Genomic DNA, 20,291 nt, shown 5'->3' with positions numbered 1-20,291 from the left:
CCGGTCGCTTGAAGATCAATCTTCAAATTGCAAATGAACCAATTTTGCATAATGAGCTTCATTGGCCATCAGATCGTCATGGCTTCCTTCTTCCATCAAGGATCCTGCCTTGATCACACAAATCTTGTCTGCATTCCGGATGGTTGACAAGCGATGAGCAATCACCAGTGTGGTGCGACCTTCTGACAGACGATCAAAGGCTGCCTGAACCTTGGCTTCAGACTCGCTGTCCAAAGCTGAGGTTGCTTCATCCAACAGCACGATTTTGGCATCTTTCAAGATAGCTCTGGCAATGGCAAGGCGCTGCTTCTGTCCGCCAGAAAGCGAGGCACCATTCTCACCAACCAATGTATCATAGCCATCGGGCAAGCCCATGATGAAGTCATGCGCGAAAGCATCTTTCGCCGCCTGTTCAACTTCTTCCTGGCTGGCTCCAATTCGGCCATAAGCGATATTCTCACCAACGGTACCGGTAAAAAGAACTGTATCCTGCGTCACCAGCGCGATGTGATCATTCAAAGAGGTGAGAGTGATATCGCGAATATCCTGACCATCAATGCAAACCGAACCATCGCTTACATCATAGAAACGCTGGACCAGTGCCAGAAGTGTGGATTTTCCTCCGCCGGATGGACCAACAAGTGCCGTTCTCTCACCACCCTTGACCGTCAGAGACAGGTTTTTGATGATCGGATCATCCTGCTGATAGGAGAAAATCACATTGTTGAAAATGATCGACCCTTTATCAATCTCAAGCGCAGGGGCTTCATGCTTCTCAACCAGTTTGCTTGGTCGGTCAAGAATTTCGAACATCAAACGCACACCTACCAGACCGGATTCCAGCCCCACTTGCAGGCGGGACAGACGCTTGGCTGGTTCATAGGCCAACAACAGTGCGGTAAGGAAGGAAATGAATTCTCCAGGGCTCTGGCCACCGACAATGGTTCGATATCCGGAATAAAGAATAACAAGTGCGATGGCGATACCGCCAAGGGTTTCCATCAATGGACTGGTGCGGGCACCCAGCTTGGCGATTTTGTTGGCTCGTTGCTCCACACCCGAAATAGCCTCTGCCATATACTCACCCATCACCGTCTGAAGGCCGAAGGTACGAATGATTCGATAACCCAGAGCACTTTCCTGCATATTCTGGGTAATCTGGGTCAGCGACAGGAATTCTGCCTTGGCAATTTTCTTCACGCGCTTGACCAGTCGGGAGACCGCATAAATGGCCGGAGGTGCCACAAAAAAAGCAATCATCGACATGACCGGATCCTGAATGATCATCACCAGGATCAGACCGATCAGGGAGAATAGATCCCGGCCAAAGGACGTCACCAGCATGTTCAGAACACTTCGAGCCGCCTGTGCATTGTGCGAAATGCGAGTGATCAGCTCACTTGACGGATAATCATGAAAAAAATCTGCACCTTGTGAGAGAAAATGGCGATAGAGTTTTCGTTGATGATCGGCAACGATAGCATTTCCTACCACAGCCAGAATCACCGTTTGCCCATAAGTCGCGAAGCCTTTGACAAGGAAAATTGCCATCACCGCTCCAGAGATCATCCAGACCTTTGAGAAGTCACGATCAACAAAGATCTCGTTGACCACATCACGCATGATCCAGGCGCTCAGTGCGGTGCTTGCAGCAACCAGTCCCATGAAGACAAATGCCAACGCATATTTACGCGCATAAGTCCTGAAGTTTTCGGATAGAAGCCGGTGTATCAGATAGCGCGAGCTGTTTTGATCCGCAAAGAAGCGATTCCATTTTTCCGCCAGCATTGGCATCCTCTCTCAGCGATCTTCGCAGACAAATCCTATGCTTCCTGCGCCAGACCAGAATCTAAGCCTGTTTGCTTGATATTCAATCAAGATAATCGAACTGATGGCTTTGTTGTGACTGTTCCATAGCCGATCTGGGCGACAAGGTCGATGCTTTTTGAAGCTCTGAGTCTTTTTGCCCCTTTTTGTCATTACTGATTGGCACACAGACCGAATGAGCGATGTTAATCACTTGTTGACGCTGTTTGGCGAAAAGCAGGCTCTGCACGCAGATAAGCAGGCAATGGACACCGCATGGTTACTCTTTCTGGATGATGCTAACCAGAGTTTTAACTAAAGTCTCCTCTTGTCGTGCTTCGGCTCGCCAACGAACTAAAAAAGCGACAATGTCTGGCATGTTATCCATTATCAAGCCTCATATAATCAAAGCATTGGTGATCATCGCTGTGATCCTTGGTTCTGGTTTTGGGTATGTTTCGGGCTTTTTCTCTCCAATTGATAATGGATTGTCAGGCTTGCGCATGGGGTTGACCAGCCGTCCTGCTTCTCAGTCCATTGTCTTGTTGGAAATTGACAACCGCAGTCTGTCAGCAATTGGGACATGGCCGTGGAAACGATCCATCTATGCCAAAATTGTTCAGGAAAGCTTCTCGCATGGTGCCGAGGAGTTGGCTTTTGACATTGATTTCAGCGCCCAATCCAGCAAAGAGGAAGACTATTTATTTGCGCAGGCTCTGGAAAATGCACCCGGCCCTGTAACACTGGCCATCTTCCAGCAATATCAGGATTCCCAGAAAGGGAATCATACTGTTCAGATCAACCGCCCCATTGCACAATTGAATGAAAATGCATGGGCTGCGACGGTCAATGTACTCGCTGATAGTGATGGCATTGTTCGACGCTTTCCCTATGCTCAAATGATGGATGATGAGCTGGTTTCCTCTCTGGCTGCAAGCCTTGGCGAATATCAGACTCTGCATCAAGGCGACTTTCTCATTGATATGAGCATCAGGGCCTCATCAGTTCCGGTTTATTCCATCATCGATTTGCTGGAAGGACGCCTTGATCCCAACATTTTTGCTAGCAAGAAAGTTCTAGTCGGAGCTGGTGCCGCGGAATTGCGAGATACGCTTGCAGTCCCTCTATACGGCATGATGACCGGACCGTTGCTGCAAGTCATTGCAGCTGAATCTCTGATGCAAGGACGCGACCTGCAGCCTCTTCCCCCAAAATGGTTGGGCCTGATGTCTGCCATTCTGCTGAGTGTCGTCGCTGTTCTGCTTTTTTTAATCAGGCGACCTCTCTTTGCCAAACTTGGCTTGCTGGCTCTTTTGGGCATAGTTATTGAAATAGTGGCATTCGCAATCTATCTGAACAGTCGCTATGTGGCCGAAACTGCTCTTCTACAGGCGCAATTGGTCAGTCTGGGCACCATGACCGTCTTGCTTGAGGTTCGTCTGAAAAGCCTCTTGCTGTCGTTGTCACGCAAACATAACCAAAGTCTGGTCAATCTTCTGGAAACCATCGTCGAGGACAGTTTTTCCGGTATCCTGATTTGTTCTCAAGACGGCAAGTTGCTTGAGGTAAGTGACGAAGCCCGATCTGTACTTTCCGGTCTTGGTTATCAGGCTCGCAAAGAAGCGCTCATTGGCGATGCACTGCCTCCTGCTCTTCAGAGCGCTCTTCAGACCTGTCTGCGAAAGCCCCAGGACTATGGCAAATCACATGATTTGCAGGAAGTCACCCTGCATCGCCCTGTTCGGGGAGCCGAAAGCGAGCGCAATTGGGAAGAGCTTATTCTGGAATACTCGCTCACTCCATCTTTGGTAAGTCCAAAAGACGACAAGGCAAAGACCAATGGCGATCAATGGGTTGCAACATTGATCTTTCACGATGTTACCAAAGAACGCCAGGAGAAAAGACGCCTCGCCTATCTGGCCGATCATGATGCTTTGACAGGACTTTATAATGAAAGTGGTTTCTGTCAGACCGTTGACCAGACCATGATTGAAAATCTGGAAGAAAATGCTCTCATCCTTGCCTGTGAAGTGCGCCGTCTGGACAAGATCCAACATTCTCTTGGATCTGCATATGGTGATCTTCTGATCCAGAAGATCACACGGGAACTTTCATCCCTCAATGCATTCGATCTTATGGGATGTGGTCCACAAAAAGAGCTGCTTTTTTGCAAATTCGGGGCTGGTGAACAGGATGTAGACCGTCTTTCTGCCCTGATTGCAGATGTGATGGAAGCTCCGCTTTCCTTACGTGGTCATCAGGTCATCGCCGGCAGTTTCATAGGCGTTGCAGATTTTCACGATGGCGGTCAATTGGCTGAGGAAGTGAGCAGAGCTGCAATTGTGGCCATGAACCGTTCCAAGGAAGTGGGCGGAACCTACTTACGCTATACAAGTGATCTTGCAGCCGATGTCATGCATCGCCGTGTTCTGGAGCGAGAGATCATTGATGCGGTGGACCGCAAAGAATTTGAAATGCATTACCAGCCCCAGACTTCCCTTGCCAATGGGAACATCATTGGCTGTGAGGCTTTGATCCGCTGGAACCATAGGGATCTTGGAATGATCCGGCCTGACCTTTTCATTCCTATCATGGAAGAATCCGGGATGATCGTTGATGTGGGACGCTGGATTCTTGATCAAGTCTGTATGGATGCTGCTGCCTGGAACAAACCAATCAATGTTGCTGCCAATGTTTCAGCCATTCAGTTTGCACGCTCCGATATTCTGGAAGACGTCGACAAATCTTTGCAAAAAACCGGTTTGAAGACACAGCGGCTTCAGATCGAAATTACCGAAAGCCTGTTCATTGCCGATCCGGATGCAATCATCAAATCCCTGAAAGCACTTCAGAGCCGTGGTATTGCCATTGCGCTCGATGATTTTGGTACCGGCTATTCATCGCTTAGCTATATTCATCAATTCCCCTTGGACAAGATCAAGATTGATCAGGCATTCGTCAAACATCTGCCTGCCTCCATGGATTCCATGGCCGTGATCAATGCAATTGTTGCCTTGGCACGCAATTTCGAAATGGACATTGTGGCCGAAGGAGTAGAAACAGCCGAACAATGGGAAATCCTGCGTTTGGCCGGTTGTCACATTGGTCAGGGATGGCACTTTGGTAAACCCATGCCAAACGCCGATTTTGCAAATCTGCTGGTTCAACAAGAGACAAATCAGGATCAAAGCATTGTTGCCTGATTTTCCGCCCCGGTATGCGAATTTTTTCATAGCCCATAGAGCTTTGAACCACCGACAACTTCACAGAAAGTTCGATTTACACACCGATGGGCAGGATCTTGGCAGCAAAGCTCATTGTTCAAGTTGGGCCAGTTCAGCCAATAGCAGATCTGTCGTCACCTGACGGCAATAGCCTTTGATAGTGGCTAGGGAATTGTCGTGACGAGACTGGCTGTAGGTCATGCAGGCATCTGTGACTTGCGTCACCAGATATCCCAGATCACAAGCATCGCGAATAGCGCTCTCCACACATTGGTCGGTGATGATGCCGCTGATCACCAGTTGCTTCACCCCCATATTACGCAACACATAATCGATATGGGTAGAGACGAAGACCGAGGACGAGGATTTGGGAAAGACGATCTCGTCACCTATTGGGACCAACTCGTCAATCACCTTACCATCCCATGATCCTTTGGGAACATTGAAGCCGGTGATCTTATAATCAAGGCTGCGGTCCCGGCCATCAAGGGTCAGGCTTTCAATGGTGGTGTAGAGCACCTCGATATTGGAAGAGCGACAGCCCGCCTGCAAGCGCTGCATATTGGGAATGACGCGCTCGCGCATCTGCTCGAAGAACCAGCCATATTGCTGCTGAAAGCTTTCTTCTCCTAGATCCTTGAACTCGGCTCCCTGCCGATGAGCGGCGAAATTTTGCACATCGATAAAAAGAAGCGCCGACTGATCCGGCACCAGAGCAATGTCACGCGACAGGGTCATATCAGACCTCCTTGAGCAGATGGTGGATGACAGGGCGAAGCAGTTGAGCCCATTTGTCCTGCCCAGCTTCATCTGCAATTTCATTATTTCGGATTTCGATCAGACTATGAGGCAAGCCACGTGCCTCCCCATGATGAGGAACAAACCAGTCGGATGCGTCCTCTATCTGATAGGGCTGGTTCATTCCGATATGAATGTTCGAATGATGCAGCATCACATAATCACGCAGCAATTCCGATGTCTTTCGATCCTGCCGAAAGAGCAGCCCCATGGTCCAGGGACGGTGCTCACCATTCAGATACGGGGTATAGCTGTGAATGGACAGAACGATCTGGATAGTGCCGCTATCAAGAGCTTGCGCAACGGCGCGATTGAAGGGAGAGAAGATCTCCCGCACCCGCTGGCGTCGTTCCTCTTCGCTCAAATCCTGATTGCCGGGAACGGGGATATGATCGCTCACAGCTGGTGACGAATCTGGCGCAGCGGGTGGGCGATTACAATCAATCACCAGCCGACTGTAACGCTGCAAAAGGGCTGGTGTTCCCAGCATATCAGCCAGTTTGCGCGTTACCGAGGCAGCGCCGATATCCCATGCAATATGGCGCTGCAAATCCTCGTCTGATAAACCCAAATTGCCCAGTTTTTGCGGGATAGCTTGCCCGGCATGCTCGCAAACCAGCAAAACCGGATAAGAGCTATCAGGATTGATCATTTCCACTGGATCTGGATCCTGCAGCGACAACAGGCTCTCCCGCAGCTTTGCGCTGGATGCGTTTGTCATGCCCATCACCCTATACCTTCTCAGCTTTCAGCACAGCAGATGGCAACAGGCCATTGGGACGCATCAAGAGAACCAGAACCACAAGGCTCAAACCGATGGGATCGCGAAATTCCTGCAATTCATGAGGCAGAAAGGCAGCCAGATAAATCTCAATGAAACCAAGCAGGAAGCCCCCGGCGACCGCACCACGCAAGCTACCAAGCCCACCCAGAATGGCGGCGATGAAGGCCTTGAGGACGGGAGTGAAGCCCATCAATGGATCAACCGATGCCCGTTGCGAAACCCAGAGAACTGCAGCAACGCCCGCCAACAGACCAGAGAGTGCAAAGGCCCCGGCAATGACCGTATTGGCTCGAATGCCCATCAACCGGGCAATGGCAAAATCTTCTGCAGCCGCTCGCATGGCGATGCCATATTTCTGCTTCGCCATAAAACGATCCAGAAAGATCAGCATGACCACGGTCGCGACAATTGCCGCCATCTTGTTGACGCCAATGACAAGGCCGAAGACAGACAGGCTCTCGGATAACACACCAGGCAGCAGAACCGGTTGAGACCGGGCAGCAATGAAATTCTGAAACAGAACTTGCAGGATCATGGCCACGGCAAAGGATGTCACCAGCATGGTGGCTCCCGATGCATTGCGCACGGGTCGAAAGGCGATCAACTCCATCAGCATGGCGGCAATCATTGCCGCCCCGATGGCCAGAGGAATAGCAAAGGCAAAGGGAATGCCCGCCAGACCGCAATACATCAATACATATCCGGCAATGGTCATCAATTCCCCATGGGCGAAATTGATCAGCCCCATGATGGAAAAGACGACGGCCAGTCCAAGCGCCAGAAGGGCATAAGTCCCCCCCAGCGAAATGGCATTTACGGTTTGCTGAAGAAACAGATCCACGTCAGTGGCCTCCTAGATATGCATCTTGCAAATTGCTGGTCTGTTCGAGCTCTTGGGCCGCGCCAGAAGCAACAATCTGCCCACCCGCCATGACATAACCGCGGTCGGCCACATCCAGCGCCATGGCCACATTTTGCTCCACCACAACAAGCGTCACGCCCTGATCGCGCAATTGCCCGATCAGCTCAAAGATCTGCTCGATGATGATGGGAGCCAAACCCAGGGATGGCTCATCGAGCAGCAACAGCTTCGGATTGCTCATCAAGGCTCTGCCAACGGCCAGCATCTGCTGCTGTCCACCAGACAAGGTTCCGGCAAATTGGTGACGGCGCTCTTTCAGAATGGGAAAGAGCTCGAAAACCCGATCCCAAGCGGCCGAGATCGCCCCTTTATCCGCAATACTGAAGGCACCCATTTGCAAATTTTCAGCCACCGTCAGCGCACCGAACACACGGCGCCCTTCCGGTGACAGGGTCAGGCCCGAAGCCGCCAAACTCTCCGGGGCCTGATTGGTTGTGTCTTTGCCTTCCAGATGGATCGAGCCGGAGGCAACCGGCACCAGCCCAACCAGAGCATTGAGGGTCGAAGATTTTCCGGCCCCATTGGCACCGAGCAACGTCACGATTTCCCCCTCAAACACCTGCAGATCGATTGCACGCACTGCGTCCACCGGGCCATAGGCAACTGAGAGGGAGCTGACGGAAAGCAAAGGCTGTGTCACGAGACAATCCTCATTGCATCTTTGGCGCAGGAATCAGAGATGCATCTGGTGCAGGCTGTCCAACCAGATCACGCTTGCCATCTTTCACGCGGATCAAGGTGACTTCACGTACCGGCATGCCATTGGTACCCTTGTAGGTAATCAGGCTGGTTGCACCACGCACACCCTCCAGATTGGCCAGAGCATTGCGAATATCCTCGGCCTTGGTGGAACCACCAGCGGCGATGGTTGCAGCTTCCAGAACCTTGATCAGGTCATAGCCAACTGCATTGAAAACGGTTTGCGACTCTTTACCGGTCTTGTCCTTGTAAAGCTTGTTGAATGCCTCAAGCGCACTGCCCTTGGTGGCGTGACCTGCAGTTGTGAAGACAAGATCCTGCGCCACATCGCCAAGCGAGAAAGTGGTCGGGCTATCAACCCCGTCAGACCCGATAACCTGGCTTTTGACGCCAGCAGCGCGCAAGGCTTTCAGGAAGGATGGGAAATCCGGCTCATAAGCAGAAGTCATGATCACATCCGGCTGCGGGCTCAGCGACGCAATCCGCGTGGCAATGGCAGAGAAATCCTGCTGACCGAGGGAATAGGTATCCTCGCCCACCACGGCACCGCCGAGCTTTTTCATGACATCGGCGAAATAGAGCGGCATGGAGGTATATTGGCTATCCGGCGAGAAGACGATATAGGCGGAGCGATGACCCTGATCAAAAGCCCATTTTGCGGACACGGTAGCCTGTACATTATCACCAGGGAAATTGGCAAAGACGTAATCACCACCAATCATCGGCAAGGTCGGCGATGAAGCACAGGTGGAGATGGCCGGAATTTTGGCGCTATCAACAATACTGGCAGCAGCGAGAGCCGGATCAGCATCACATGGTAGAACGATGGCGGAAACACCTTCATCCACCAATTCCTGCACCGCAATGGCCGTTTGTGCCACATCGGAGCGGACATCTTTTTCTACCAGTTCGATCTTGATCTTACCGTCGATACCACCCTTGGCATTCAACTCTTCCACGGCCAGATGCAAGCCTTCCACGACAGGCGCATCATAGGGGGCGATACCGCCGGTTTGTGCCGTGGCCAGACCCAGTTTCAGGCTCTCAGCCGCCAGCGGGCTGGTCAGCAGAGCCGCAATGGCTGTTGTCATAAGGAATCTTTTCATCTCATTTCCTCCCAGAATGATAAATGGTTGTGCGGTGCAGACTTGCTGCGCCTCACACCTTCGATTTTCCCAAATAAGCTTCAATCACTGCCGGTTCCTTACGGACTTCATCTGGCAGTCCTTCCGCGATCAGCCGTCCCTCATTGAGAACAATCACCCGATCACAAAGCTGGTTGATCAGCTTCAGGTCATGATCAACCATCAAAATTCCGATACCCAAATCCGTGCTGAGCTGGCGCAGGATCTCCATCAGCTGGTCAGTTTCCTCACGGTTCATGCCAGCGGCCGGCTCATCCAAAAACAACAGGGACGGCTGGCAGGCCAGCGCCCGGGCGATCTCGCCCCGGCGCTGATCGCCATAGGACAGATTGCCTGCATCCTCCGTTGCCAGATGCAGGATATTCATTCGGCTCAATGCCGCCTTGGTGCGGATATCGGCCCCTTCACCATCATGCGTTGACAATGCTGCGACCAATACATTCTGATAGACGGATAGATCGGTGAAGAGGCGAATATTTTGAAAGGTTCTGGCAATCCCGCGCTGGGCAAACTGGCGCGAATTCATGCCGGTCAGTTGATCCTTCGCCAACAGGACTTTTCCTTCCGTGGGCTGCAAGACGCCGGAGAGCATATTCATGACCGTGGTCTTGCCCGATCCGTTAGGGCCGATCAAACCGAGAATTTCGCCAGGCTTGAGCGTGAGCGAGACATCCTTGACCGCGACAAGTCCGCCAAAACACATGACCAGATTCTCCGCCGACAATGACTTGGTGTCTGGCGCAATTTTCGCCAGATCTGCCTTCTCCACGCCCTCAGCCTGCTTCGATCTGAACAAACGCTCTTCCCATTCCTTCAAACCGGCCAGTCCCTCAGGCTTGCGGAACATGGCCAGAAGGATCAATAATCCGATGCCGATCTGGGTGGTTCCGAAGATTGGCGGCACTTCAATCAGACCCAAATCAAAACCGCTTTCCAGACGGCGCAGGATCTCGGTCATGAGCGTGATGACGACCGCGCCGGAAATGGCCCCGGTAATGGTACTCATGCCGCCGACAATCAACATGCTGAGCAGAAAAAATGTATCAGTGAAAAAGAACTTCTTGGGACTGAAAGCACCTAGGAAATGGGCAAGCAAAGCCCCGGACAAGGCCATTAGCACGGCGCTCAAAACCCAGGCAAACAGTCGTTCCCTTTGAATATTGACCCCGACGGCGGCAGCCGCGATGGCATTGTCCCGCCCTGCCCGCAACCGCAGGCCCGAGACAGAATCCCGATAGAGGCGTGCGGCGATCAGCGCCAGCAGACAGGCGATTGCTGCCCACCACAAGTCGGTCTCTCTTGGCACACCAAAGAAGGTCTGTGCCCCTCGCGTTACATCACGCCAACCGATGGTGATGCCATGCACGATGATCAGCAACCCGAGGGTAGAAATAGTGGCGGCCGAGCCTTCCAGACGACCAAGAGCCAAGCCGATCACAACGGCAACAAAAGCCACAAGCACCAGAGCGAGAAGCGTGGCGGAGAGTAAATTGAGCTCCATTCCCGCCAGCCAGTCAGGCAGCTTGGGCAAGGTCGCCTGCTTCAGTCGCACTGGCAACGTAAGGAGAGCTGAGGCATAGGCTCCTATCCCCATGAAGGCAAGATGGCCAAAGCTCAAGATACCGCTATTGCCGCTATAGACCCCCATCCCTACAACCGCGATGAGTGAGATAAAAAATACGGTCAATATTCGCTCCGCAGCGACGCCGACACCGGATGCAACAAAGCTGGCACCCACAATCAGAACCGCAAAAACAAGAAGAGAAGCAAGCAGATGCTGTCGAGAGAGAAGGAACATATCACCATCTTTTCGGCTGACTTGGGTGCTTCAGTATTCTGATTATTTTTTTTCAAAGTCAATTCATTTTTTTATATTGATTAAATTTTTTCATTTTCTATACTGAAGTCAAGCAGCAGGAGACGCCATGACTGTTCGTCAATTAATCGAAGAAAAATCGGAAGATTTCACCTCATCCGAACGCAAGTTATCTGCCGCTCTTCTGGCCGATTATCCCTTTGCAGGACTGGAGCCGATTCAAACGCTTGCCAGCAAAACCAGCGTGTCTTCGCCGTCCATTTCACGCTTCATCACCAAGCTAGGATTTTCCGGCTATCAGGATTTTCAGCAAAGCCTGATTGCGGAGCTGAAAGAAGGTCAGAAGTCACCTGTTGACTTGCATGAGACCAGACGTGGCTTTCAGGGGGCTTTTCTGGAAGGATTCATGTCTCGTGCCAGTCAGTTGCTGGACGAGACCACACAGATCATTTCCGAGAGCCAGTTTGATCAGGTCTGTCAGGCATTGGCGCGGGAAAATCGCTCCATCTATCTGATCGGCGGACGGATGAGCGATGTCGTCTCACAATATCTGGCGCGACATCTGCGTCAGTTCCGTCCCAAGGTTTATCATATCCCGTCCGACCCCGAGATCTGGCCGGAATATCTGCTGCGCATGAAACCCAAGGACATTCTGTTCGTTTGCGATTTTCGCCGCTACCAGCGCAGTCTGGAACTTCTGGCAGAAAAAGCCCACAAGCAGCGCAACGCCCAGATCATTCTGATGACCGACACATGGCTGTCACCCATTGCCAAACATGCAAGCGACGTGTTGCCCGTGCCCATTGACAGCGGCACCATCTGGGACAGCTACACCGCCGGCCTTGCCCTGGCAGAAGCATTAGTCACCCGCATTACCGAGGCCAACTGGCAGCAAACCAAGGACCGTATTGAAGCCTGGGATGCCGTAAGGCTCAATCTTGGAGATCCAAGCGATGATATCTAACCCTTTGCTCTTCACCGCGACATCCGATATCGCCGGCAAGACCCGTGGCAAAGCCTTTCCGCTTTCGGATCTGGACAAGCGCAGTAAACGCGGCATCGGCTGGGTGCCGACCAATGTACAGATCACCTGCTTCGATTCCATCGCTGATAGCCCGTTTGGATCTCTGGGCGACTTGCTGCTGATCCCCGATATGGAGACATTGGTTGCTGTCGATTTTGAAGATGGCAAACCGGTCGAGCGGTTCGCATTGGGCGATATTACTTCTCTGGATGGCGAAGCGTGGAATTGCTGCACGCGATCAATCTTGAAGTCCGCCTTGGCACGTTTGAAAAATGCGGGCGGTGTCGAGCTGTTCTCTGCCTTTGAGCATGAGTTCCAGATCAAGGATGTCGATGGCAGTCCTGGTGAAGGCTTCTCGCTTGGAGCTTTTTCTGAGCGGCGGGCGTTTGGTGAATGCCTGATGGAGGCACTGAAACAAGGTGGCCTGATACCCGATACATTCATGAAAGAATATGGTGCAGCTCAATATGAGGTCACCAACGCTCCGACCACAGGTGTCACCTCTGCTGATCACGCGGTCATCTTGCGAGAATTGACCCGCCTCAGCGCAAAGCGCATGGGCGAAAACGCAACCTTTACCCCCATTCGAGATCCATCTGGTGTGGGCAATGGCGTGCATATCCATCTCAGTTTTCGTGATAAAGAGGGCAACCCCAAAACCCATGATGACAGCGATCCTCATGGCATGTCTGCCCTGTCCGGCTCCTTCATTGCGGGTGTCTTGAAATATCTAGATTCGATTGTCGCGCTGACCGCCCCATCAGCCATTTCCTATCTGCGGCTTACGCCCCATCGCTGGAGTGCTGCTTTCAACAATCTCGGATATAGGGATCGTGAGGCATCCTTGCGCATTTGCCCGGTAACATCGAATGATCCAACCAGCATTGCCAAGCAATATAATTTCGAGTTCCGGGCGGCGGACGCTGCTGCCTCTCCTCATTTGGCGCTGGCAGCCATCATTCATGCCGGCGCCCAAGGCATCGAAGACAATCTTCCAAAGCCGGACGTCACACAGGATGATCTATCCTTGCTTTCCGAACAGGAATTAACGGATCGAGGCTTTATCCGCCTGCCTCAAAGCCTGCCCGGGGCTCTTGAACGTTTTGAGCAAAATGAAGTGGTGCGTGGCTGGTTTGGCGAGGAATTTGCCAATATCTACCTCGCCCATAAACGCGGTGAATTGGATTACCTCAAGGACATGAGCGAATCCGAGATCTGCGCGGCCTATGAAAGTGTTTACTAGGACACAAATTCACAAAATCGATCAACTACATTAGCAGCACCAGGCCATGCAGAACCTCTGACAATTGTAGGCTTTCATCAGAAGGTCGAAAAAATCAAACCATCCTTATGATTTTCGATCTAGAAAGTGGGCGGTGTGCAGGCTGAGATGCACAGGCAAGGGATCGAGCCCGTATTGCGGAATTTATGGGGAATATGACTTTCGAAATACCAGGCATCACCCGGACCGAGCAACCTGCGCTCTTCCCCGACCGTTACTTCAAGCTTTCCTGACACCACGATGCCGCATTCCTCTCCTTCGTGGGTGATGGAAACCCTGCCCGTATCCGCCCCTGGCTGGAATGTCTCATACAGCATCTGAATGGCTTTTTGCGGTCTGTCTGCCCCGACAAGGCGGAAGGAGACTGCCCCTTTACCGATCTCCAGCAGGTCTGATGCTTTATAGAAATAGCTATTGCCTTGAGAGAGATCGAAGCTGAAAAAGCTCGCCAGATCCATCGGCAATCCATCAAGAATACGTTTCAATGCGCCAACCGATGGGCTGGATTGACCATTTTCAATCATTGATATCGTGGCATTGGCCACACCGGTTTTTCTTGCCAGAGCCCGTTGTGATAATCCGAAGGTCTCGCGTACTTGCCGCAGTCGTGCACCGACATTTTCTTCAACACTTTGCTGTGTTTCGGGTCTCTGCTCAGACATATTTTCAAGCTCGCATTGCTAACGCAGTTGGGAATTTCAACCAAGGAATGTTCATTCTGTTCAATATTCCTAACATTTTACATCTCTTTCCATATATTTCAATGACTTACCAGATTAAAAATAAGGACTTGTTCAAAATGTCTGAATTCTCGACACTGAAAGAAGATAAAAACAACGCCCTGATCAGGGCCTGTGAGAGGAGATGGTCATGAATAGACACGTAAGTTCTGGCATGCCCAATGATCTGCAAAATTACTGGATGCCCTTCACCGCCAATCGCCAATTCAAGCAGGACCCTCGAATGATCGTCTCTGCGGATGGCATGTATTACAAAAGCTCCGACGGTCGGGATATTCTGGACGGCACCGCAGGCCTATGGTGTGTCAATGCGGGGCATAATCGCCCTCTGATCACACAAGCGGTCCAAGAACAAGTCGCTCAGCTGGATTACGCGCCGAGCTTCCAGTTCGGCCATCCAAAAGCATTCGAGTTGGCCAATCGGGTGGCTGACATGTTTCCGGATGGAATGGACCATGTCTTCTTTACAAATTCCGGCTCTGAATCCGTGGACTCTGCTTTGAAGATTGCACTTCATTATCATCGCATGCGTGGCGATGCTGCACGGACCCGTCTGATCGGGCGTGAGCGCGGCTATCATGGTACCGGCTTTGGTGGCATTTCCGTTGGCGGCATCGTCAAGAACCGCATGCATTTCGGTTCCATGCTCACTGGCGTTGATCATCTGCCCCATACCCACGATCTGGAACGCAATGCCTTTACCAAAGGCTGCCCGGAGCATGGTGCCGAAAAGGCAGATGCTCTGATTGACATCGCAACTTTGCACGATCCATCAACCATCGCTGCTGTGATTGTCGAGCCTATGGCTGGCTCCACAGGCGTTCTGATGCCACCAAAAGGCTATCTGAAGCGTCTTCGTGAGCTATGCGATCAATATGGCATTCTGCTCATCTTTGATGAAGTCATTACCGGCTTTGGTCGTCTCGGCGCAGCAACTGCTGCGGAATATTTTGGTGTTACACCTGATATCATCACGACGGCCAAGGGTTTGACCAATGGCATCATCCCTGCCGGTGCTGTGATCGTTGCCAACAAGATCTACGAGTCCGCCATGGAAAATGCCGATGCTCCGATTGAGCTGTTCCACGGCTATACCTATTCCGGTCATCCAATCGCGGCGGCGGCTGGCCTCGCAACGCTGGAAACCTACAAGCAGGAAAACCTGTTTGAGCGTGTGGCGGATCTTGCTCCTTATTGGGAAGAAGCCGTACATAGCCTGAATGGAACCAAGCATGTGATTGATTTGCGCAATCTCGGCCTTGTCGGCGCGATTGAATTGGCTTCACGTGACGGGGCGCCGGGAGCTCGTGGTATGGATGTGATGGTCAAGGCTTGGGAGAAGGGCATCATGGTGCGCGTGACGGGTGACATTCTCGCACTTTCCCCTCCTTTCATCATTGAGAAGGCGGAGATCGATCGCATCTTTGAAACATTGGCGGAAATTCTGCCAACCGTCGACTAACTCATATTCAAGATGAGATTTTGAAAGGGCTCCTCAATTGCCGAGGAGCCCTTTTTTCTTGGAAAGGCATGCCCTTCTTTGCTCTTTGTGATGACTTTGCCGGGCAAGTGATCATAATAGGAAAACAGATGGTGCCCGATCTATTGAGGCATCTTGCCGGGAAGAGGAACTAGGCATGTTTGAGCAAATGCAAAAGGCCGAAGGCGATAAGATCTTGGCCCTTATGGGTCTGTATCGCGCCGACGAACGCGCTAACAAAATCGATCTTGGTGTCGGTGTCTATAAGGACAGCCAAGGTCAGACGCCTATCATGACATCGATTGGCAAGGCTGAGAACTGGCAGATCTCCCATCAGGCTTCCAAGACCTATGTCGGTCTGGCCGGTGATGTCGGTTTCAATGATGCAATCACGCGCCTTGCACTGGGCAATGATTATGACAAGAGCCGCATTCGCACTCAGCAAGCCCCTGGTGGTTCAGGCGCCTTGCGCATCATTGCCGAAATGCTGGCTGGTGCCAAAGAAGGGGCAACCATCTGGGTGCCGGATCCGACCTGGCCAAACCATATGCCGATCTTTGGTACTGCTGGCCTGACCATCAAGACCTATCCTTATTTCAATGCCGAGACCGGGCAGGTTCGCTTCGATGATATGGCAGAGGCTTTGAAGGCCATTCCTGAGCAGGATATCGTGTTGCTGCATGGCTGCTGCCACAACCCGACCGGCGCCAATCTAACCATCGATGAATGGAAGATCGTTGGCGAGATTTTGGTTGAACGCAATCTGCTGCCTTTCATCGATATTGCCTATCAGGGCTTTGGTGATGGCCTGGAAGCAGACGCTGCAGGACTACGCCACCTAGCTGGCGTCGTGCCGGAAATGGTCGTGGCCCTTAGCTGTTCGAAGAATTTTGCCGTTTATTGCGACCGTGTTGGCGCAGCCATCCTGATGGGTCGCAATGGCGATGAAGCTGACAAGGCTATCAGCCAGTTGGCGCTCGTTGCCCGCAAGAGCTATTCCATGCCACCAAACCATGGTGCCGCAGTTGTTCGCACCATTCTGGAGAGCGATGAGCTGCGCGGTGAATGGCAGACTGAACTGGAATCCATGCGCCTTCGCATGCTGACCTTGCGCACCGGCCTGGCGGATGCCTTGCGTCAGAAAACCAATAGCGAGCGCTTTGACTTTGTCGCCGAACATCGCGGTATGTTTTCACGTCTCGGCCTCACCGCCGCTCAGGTCGATCAGCTGCGCGAGCAACATGCCATCTATATGGTCGGCGATAGCCGCATCAATGTGGCTGGCCTTCCTGATGACGGGCTGGATGAGTTGGCGGCTGCCATTGCCAGTGTGCTGTAAAACAATAGCGATATAATAGATACAAAAAGGCCGGATCGATGATCCGGCCTTTTTATTTGTCTCTTTGGCACGCTAGCTTGCGCCTTGTTTCCAAGCATGTTCCCGAAAACCGCGCACACTTTTCGGGAATATGCTCTAGCTCATTTGCACAACAAGCCAAAGCGAGAAATAGGGCACCGCGATCAACAGGATCAGGCGTGCAATATCTGCCAGCCAAAAAGGTAGAACCCCTTTGAAGATCGTACCCAGTTCCACGTCAGGCAGGACATTGCGCAGCACGAAAACATTCATGCCAACCGGCGGTGAGATAAGACTGATCTCGGTAACCACAACAACAATCACAGCAAACCAGATCAGCACCAGCTCCGGGTCTTCCAAAATTTCCAGACCAAAATCCAGCTCGGTGATCAGAGGATAGAAAACCGGCACTGTAAGCAAAATCATGGAGAGGCTCTCAAGTACGCAACCCAACACGATATAGATCAGCACGATGCCGAGCATCACCACATACGCGTTGACTTCCATATCGCCAACCCATTCGGCCAATGCATCCGGCAGACCCGCAAAGTTGATGAAGTTGGAGAAGACTTCCGCACCAATGATGATGGCAAAGATCATGGCAGTTGAACGTGCACTTTCGATGGATGCATCACGCAGACTTTCCTTGTTCACCGCGCCCATATAGAGGGCAATCAGGAATGCAGCAAATGCGCCAACAGCAGCAGCTTCTGTGGGAGTGAAGAAGCCACCATAAATGCCAACCATGATCAGAACGAACAAGCCAGTGATCGCAATGACACCCACACGTTCTTTCTGAGAAAAAAGCTCCGTACCTTCAGATTTGGGGGCAAGATCAGGGTTCAGGCGTGTCGCAACAACGATTGCGCCAACATAAAAGATCACACCGAGTAAGCCCGGTATCACCCCGGCAATAAAGAGTTTGCCGATATCAGACTCTGTCAAAAGACCATAGATGATCATGACTACAGACGGTGGAATGAGAATGCCGAGCGTCCCACCAGCGGCAATGGAACCTGTTGCCAAGCTGTCCGCATAGCCATATTTGCGCATGGACGGCATGGCAACTTTGGACATGGTGGCTGCGGTTGCAAGAGAGGAGCCACAAACCGCGGAAAAGCCACCACAAGCCACCACAGACGCCATGGCCAGCCCACCGCGATAACGACCAAGCAGATGATTGGCTGCGGCATAGAGACCGTGACTGACCCCAGAGATGGTCAACAGGTTGCCCATCAGGATGAAAAGCGGAATCACGGACAAAGTGTAGGAAAGGCCGGTATCAAAGGCGATATTTCCCAACATGGACCAGGCTGCTCCCCAGTCACGCATCAGGGCAAAACCAACCACTCCAACCAGGATCATGGCGAAGGCAATTGGCACGCGCAGAAAAATCATGCCCAGCAGAACCGCAAAGCCAATGAGGGATTCAAACATGAAAGATCAGCCTTTTTTCATGGCATTGAGAGAAATGGCAAGGACCAAAGCTGCACTTACCAGACAGGACAGGCTGGCGATGATACCGACCGGAAACAGAGGCAATTCCAGAGAATTGGTCACGGCTCCGTCTTCTGCCAATTTCAGGGTGTGGTGCGCCAGACGCCAGCTAAGTGCCAGAAGCACCAGCATTGAGGCAAGACCTGCAAAAAGGACTGTTGCCTTATCCGCCCAATCGCCCAGCATATTGGCCAGCAAATCGACTTCGATATGTTGGCGTGCTGCAGTTGTGAGTGGCAGTGCAACAAATATCAAAGCCGCCAACATCAACTGGGTCAGTTCAAACGCACCATTGACTGGAGAATTGAACCAGTAACGCGCCACCACATCGACCGACGTCAACATCGTCAGGCCAGTCAACAGCAGAATGGCGCAGGTTCCCAGCCATCTGGAGAGATTGGACCAGCCCTTGATGGGCCGGTCCGGAAAACCATAGAGGTCTTTTGACATGAGAGGTCGCCTTACTTGGCAGCCTGGCTGCGCATGGCTTCAAGAGCGGCTTTGCCATCGAAACCTTGTGCTTTCAGAGCTTCAGACCATTTGGCCTCATAACCGGAAGCAAGTTCCTTGATAGCTGAAACCACAGCGTCTGGAGCCTGGCTGACTTTGATATCGCTCTTGGCAACATGTTCGGCACCGGAGGCATCAGAGGCATCCCACGCCTTGCCCGCACGTTCGGCAAAGGACTCACCAGAAATTGCCATGATGGCTTTCTTGTCGGCATCGGAAATGGCATCCCATTTCTTGTCATTCATCACCAGGAACCAGCTGGTGTTGTAGATGCCACCAGGAATTTCCATGGAGTTGGTCAGATGCTTGGTCAGCTTGAAGGCTTTGATTGCTTCTACCGGAAAGGTCACGCCATCAATCACACCGCGAGAAAGTTTCTCGAAGACTTGACCTGGCCCCATGAACTGGGTTGTGATGCCCAGATCGCCAGCCAGATCAGCAATATAACCACCTGGTGTGCGGATCTTCAGACCTTTGAAATCTTCAACCTTGGTGATCTCACGCTGATTGTTATGGAACATGCCAGGACCATGGACGAAAAGGCCCAGCAGTTTCACACCCTTATGCTCATCTTGAGCTTTCAGATCGCCACCATAGACATTCCAATATGCTTTGGACGTGGACGTCGCATTGTCACCCAAAAACGAGAACTGGCCAATGCGGGACCGCAGGAAGCGATCATCCTTGGTAAAGGAATGCAGGCCATAAGTAATGTCTGCCACCCCATCAACAGCCATATCGAAATGCGCAGGAGGAGGGCCAAGTGGCTTGGCCAATACACGGATCTTGACGCGACCATCGGTTACCTTGCCGACTTCCTTGGCCCAAGGCTTCATGACTTTGGCAACAATCGGATGCTTTGGAGGCAACCAGGAAGACATGACCAGTTTGGTTTCAGCCAAGGCAGTACCTGCCTGTAGAGCCAGAAGACCACTTGCAGCGACAAAAGCAATACCGCTTTTCTTCAAAATCGATTTCATCTTTTCCTCCCATGAAATCTCGAAGGTCCGATTTTGTCCAAAGAGTTTTACGAACCTGCGCTTAAATTTGTTGCAAGTGTAACCAAATTTAAGCGCAATTACAATATCCAACTTTTATTCAAATCTATATATTTGAAATTATTTATCTTTTGCCTATTTTTATCACTTCAAAAAGGAATTCCTAGATGAAACTATTGAGAATATATTTTCTAATTTTGGGCAAAAGT

16 protein-coding genes are annotated in these 20,291 nt (G+C 51.7%); 5 read left to right on the top strand and 11 right to left on the bottom strand.

Annotated elements, in window-relative coordinates:
• Positions 1 to 15 precede the first annotated feature (15 nt).
• The gene (locus CRO57_RS17940; protein WP_097155164.1) at positions 16 to 1,788 is read right to left on the bottom strand and encodes an ABC transporter ATP-binding protein; all 1,773 of its coding nucleotides are present in this window, start codon (positions 1,786 to 1,788) and stop codon (positions 16 to 18) included.
• A gap of 386 nt (positions 1,789 to 2,174) precedes the next feature.
• On the opposite strand from CRO57_RS17940, the gene CRO57_RS17935 reads away from it, so the two are divergent.
• The gene (locus tag CRO57_RS17935; protein WP_170956159.1) at positions 2,175 to 5,009 is read left to right on the top strand and encodes an EAL domain-containing protein; all 2,835 of its coding nucleotides are present in this window, start codon (positions 2,175 to 2,177) and stop codon (positions 5,007 to 5,009) included.
• Positions 5,010 to 5,120: 111 nt separating this feature from the next.
• On the opposite strand, the gene CRO57_RS17930 is transcribed toward CRO57_RS17935, so the two are convergent.
• The 6 genes from CRO57_RS17930 to CRO57_RS17905 are packed head-to-tail and all read right to left on the bottom strand — an operon-like array spanning position 5,121 to position 11,176.
• Positions 5,121 to 5,768 (bottom strand): cysteine hydrolase family protein, encoded by a 648-nt coding sequence (locus CRO57_RS17930; protein ID WP_097154883.1) that lies wholly within the window; start codon positions 5,766 to 5,768, stop codon positions 5,121 to 5,123.
• 1 nt (position 5,769) lies between these two features.
• Entirely contained in the window at positions 5,770 to 6,549 is a 780-nt protein-coding gene (locus CRO57_RS17925) for an N-formylglutamate amidohydrolase (protein WP_210200930.1), read from the bottom strand.
• Positions 6,550 to 6,559: 10 nt separating this feature from the next.
• Positions 6,560 to 7,453, bottom strand: a complete 894-nt coding sequence (locus tag CRO57_RS17920; protein ID WP_097154882.1) for a branched-chain amino acid ABC transporter permease — start codon at positions 7,451 to 7,453, stop codon at positions 6,560 to 6,562.
• Position 7,454: 1 nt separating this feature from the next.
• Complete coding sequence (locus CRO57_RS17915; protein ID WP_097154881.1) at positions 7,455 to 8,174, bottom strand: ABC transporter ATP-binding protein; 720 nt, start codon at positions 8,172 to 8,174, stop codon at positions 7,455 to 7,457.
• A gap of 10 nt (positions 8,175 to 8,184) precedes the next feature.
• Entirely contained in the window at positions 8,185 to 9,339 is a 1,155-nt protein-coding gene (locus CRO57_RS17910) for an ABC transporter substrate-binding protein (RefSeq protein ID WP_097154880.1), read from the bottom strand.
• Positions 9,340 to 9,391: 52 nt separating this feature from the next.
• Positions 9,392 to 11,176, bottom strand: coding sequence for a branched-chain amino acid ABC transporter ATP-binding protein/permease (locus CRO57_RS17905; protein ID WP_097154879.1), 1,785 nt, complete (start codon positions 11,174 to 11,176; stop codon positions 9,392 to 9,394).
• Positions 11,177 to 11,303: 127 nt separating this feature from the next.
• On the opposite strand from CRO57_RS17905, the gene CRO57_RS17900 reads away from it, so the two are divergent.
• The gene (locus CRO57_RS17900; RefSeq protein ID WP_097154878.1) at positions 11,304 to 12,158 is read left to right on the top strand and encodes a MurR/RpiR family transcriptional regulator; all 855 of its coding nucleotides are present in this window, start codon (positions 11,304 to 11,306) and stop codon (positions 12,156 to 12,158) included.
• Positions 12,148 to 13,461: a glutamine synthetase family protein gene (locus CRO57_RS17895; RefSeq protein ID WP_097154877.1), complete on the top strand. Its 1,314-nt coding sequence runs from the start codon at positions 12,148 to 12,150 to the stop codon at positions 13,459 to 13,461. The genes CRO57_RS17900 and CRO57_RS17895 overlap by 11 nt, the downstream gene beginning before the upstream one ends.
• Before the next feature lie 119 nt (positions 13,462 to 13,580).
• On the opposite strand, the gene CRO57_RS17890 is transcribed toward CRO57_RS17895, so the two are convergent.
• Positions 13,581 to 14,162 (bottom strand): cupin domain-containing protein, encoded by a 582-nt coding sequence (locus CRO57_RS17890; protein WP_097154876.1) that lies wholly within the window; start codon positions 14,160 to 14,162, stop codon positions 13,581 to 13,583.
• Positions 14,163 to 14,370: 208 nt separating this feature from the next.
• On the opposite strand from CRO57_RS17890, the gene aptA reads away from it, so the two are divergent.
• Positions 14,371 to 15,702 (top strand): omega-aminotransferase AptA, encoded by a 1,332-nt coding sequence (aptA, locus tag CRO57_RS17885; RefSeq protein ID WP_097154875.1) that lies wholly within the window; start codon positions 14,371 to 14,373, stop codon positions 15,700 to 15,702.
• 175 nt (positions 15,703 to 15,877) lie between these two features.
• The gene (locus CRO57_RS17880; protein WP_097154874.1) at positions 15,878 to 17,059 is read left to right on the top strand and encodes an amino acid aminotransferase; all 1,182 of its coding nucleotides are present in this window, start codon (positions 15,878 to 15,880) and stop codon (positions 17,057 to 17,059) included.
• A 135-nt stretch (positions 17,060 to 17,194) separates the two neighbouring features.
• On the opposite strand, the gene CRO57_RS17875 is transcribed toward CRO57_RS17880, so the two are convergent.
• From CRO57_RS17875 to CRO57_RS17865, 3 genes are read right to left on the bottom strand one after another with little or no spacing between them, the layout of a single operon-like run.
• On the bottom strand, positions 17,195 to 18,514 hold the full coding sequence (locus CRO57_RS17875) for a TRAP transporter large permease (protein ID WP_097154873.1): 1,320 nt from the start codon (positions 18,512 to 18,514) through the stop codon (positions 17,195 to 17,197).
• A gap of 6 nt (positions 18,515 to 18,520) precedes the next feature.
• The gene (locus CRO57_RS17870; protein ID WP_097154872.1) at positions 18,521 to 19,024 is read right to left on the bottom strand and encodes a TRAP transporter small permease; all 504 of its coding nucleotides are present in this window, start codon (positions 19,022 to 19,024) and stop codon (positions 18,521 to 18,523) included.
• 11 nt (positions 19,025 to 19,035) lie between these two features.
• Positions 19,036 to 20,064 (bottom strand): TRAP transporter substrate-binding protein, encoded by a 1,029-nt coding sequence (locus CRO57_RS17865; RefSeq protein ID WP_097154871.1) that lies wholly within the window; start codon positions 20,062 to 20,064, stop codon positions 19,036 to 19,038.
• Positions 20,065 to 20,291: the final 227 nt, after the last annotated feature.

The sequence above is a fragment of the Cohaesibacter gelatinilyticus genome (assembly GCF_900215605.1).
Taxonomy (GTDB): Bacteria; Pseudomonadota; Alphaproteobacteria; order Rhizobiales; family Cohaesibacteraceae; genus Cohaesibacter; species Cohaesibacter gelatinilyticus.
The sequence above is the reverse complement of the archived record's forward strand: the minus strand, read 5'-3'. Positions and strand labels throughout refer to the sequence as shown.

Coding starts and splice junctions, on each gene's coding strand:
- CRO57_RS17940 (WP_097155164.1), bottom strand. CDS start 1,788: ATGCTGGCGGAAAAATGGAATCGCTTCTTTGCGGATCAAAACAGCTCG.
- CRO57_RS17935 (WP_170956159.1), top strand. CDS start 2,175: ATGTCTGGCATGTTATCCATTATCAAGCCTCATATAATCAAAGCATTG.
- CRO57_RS17930 (WP_097154883.1), bottom strand. CDS start 5,768: ATGACCCTGTCGCGTGACATTGCTCTGGTGCCGGATCAGTCGGCGCTT.
- CRO57_RS17925 (WP_210200930.1), bottom strand. CDS start 6,549: ATGACAAACGCATCCAGCGCAAAGCTGCGGGAGAGCCTGTTGTCGCTG.
- CRO57_RS17910 (WP_097154880.1), bottom strand. CDS start 9,339: ATGAAAAGATTCCTTATGACAACAGCCATTGCGGCTCTGCTGACCAGC.
- CRO57_RS17905 (WP_097154879.1), bottom strand. CDS start 11,176: ATGTTCCTTCTCTCTCGACAGCATCTGCTTGCTTCTCTTCTTGTTTTT.
- CRO57_RS17900 (WP_097154878.1), top strand. CDS start 11,304: ATGACTGTTCGTCAATTAATCGAAGAAAAATCGGAAGATTTCACCTCA.
- CRO57_RS17895 (WP_097154877.1), top strand. CDS start 12,148: ATGATATCTAACCCTTTGCTCTTCACCGCGACATCCGATATCGCCGGC.
- CRO57_RS17890 (WP_097154876.1), bottom strand. CDS start 14,162: ATGTCTGAGCAGAGACCCGAAACACAGCAAAGTGTTGAAGAAAATGTC.
- aptA (WP_097154875.1), top strand. CDS start 14,371: ATGAATAGACACGTAAGTTCTGGCATGCCCAATGATCTGCAAAATTAC.
- CRO57_RS17880 (WP_097154874.1), top strand. CDS start 15,878: ATGTTTGAGCAAATGCAAAAGGCCGAAGGCGATAAGATCTTGGCCCTT.
- CRO57_RS17875 (WP_097154873.1), bottom strand. CDS start 18,514: ATGTTTGAATCCCTCATTGGCTTTGCGGTTCTGCTGGGCATGATTTTT.
- CRO57_RS17870 (WP_097154872.1), bottom strand. CDS start 19,024: ATGTCAAAAGACCTCTATGGTTTTCCGGACCGGCCCATCAAGGGCTGG.
- CRO57_RS17865 (WP_097154871.1), bottom strand. CDS start 20,064: ATGAAATCGATTTTGAAGAAAAGCGGTATTGCTTTTGTCGCTGCAAGT.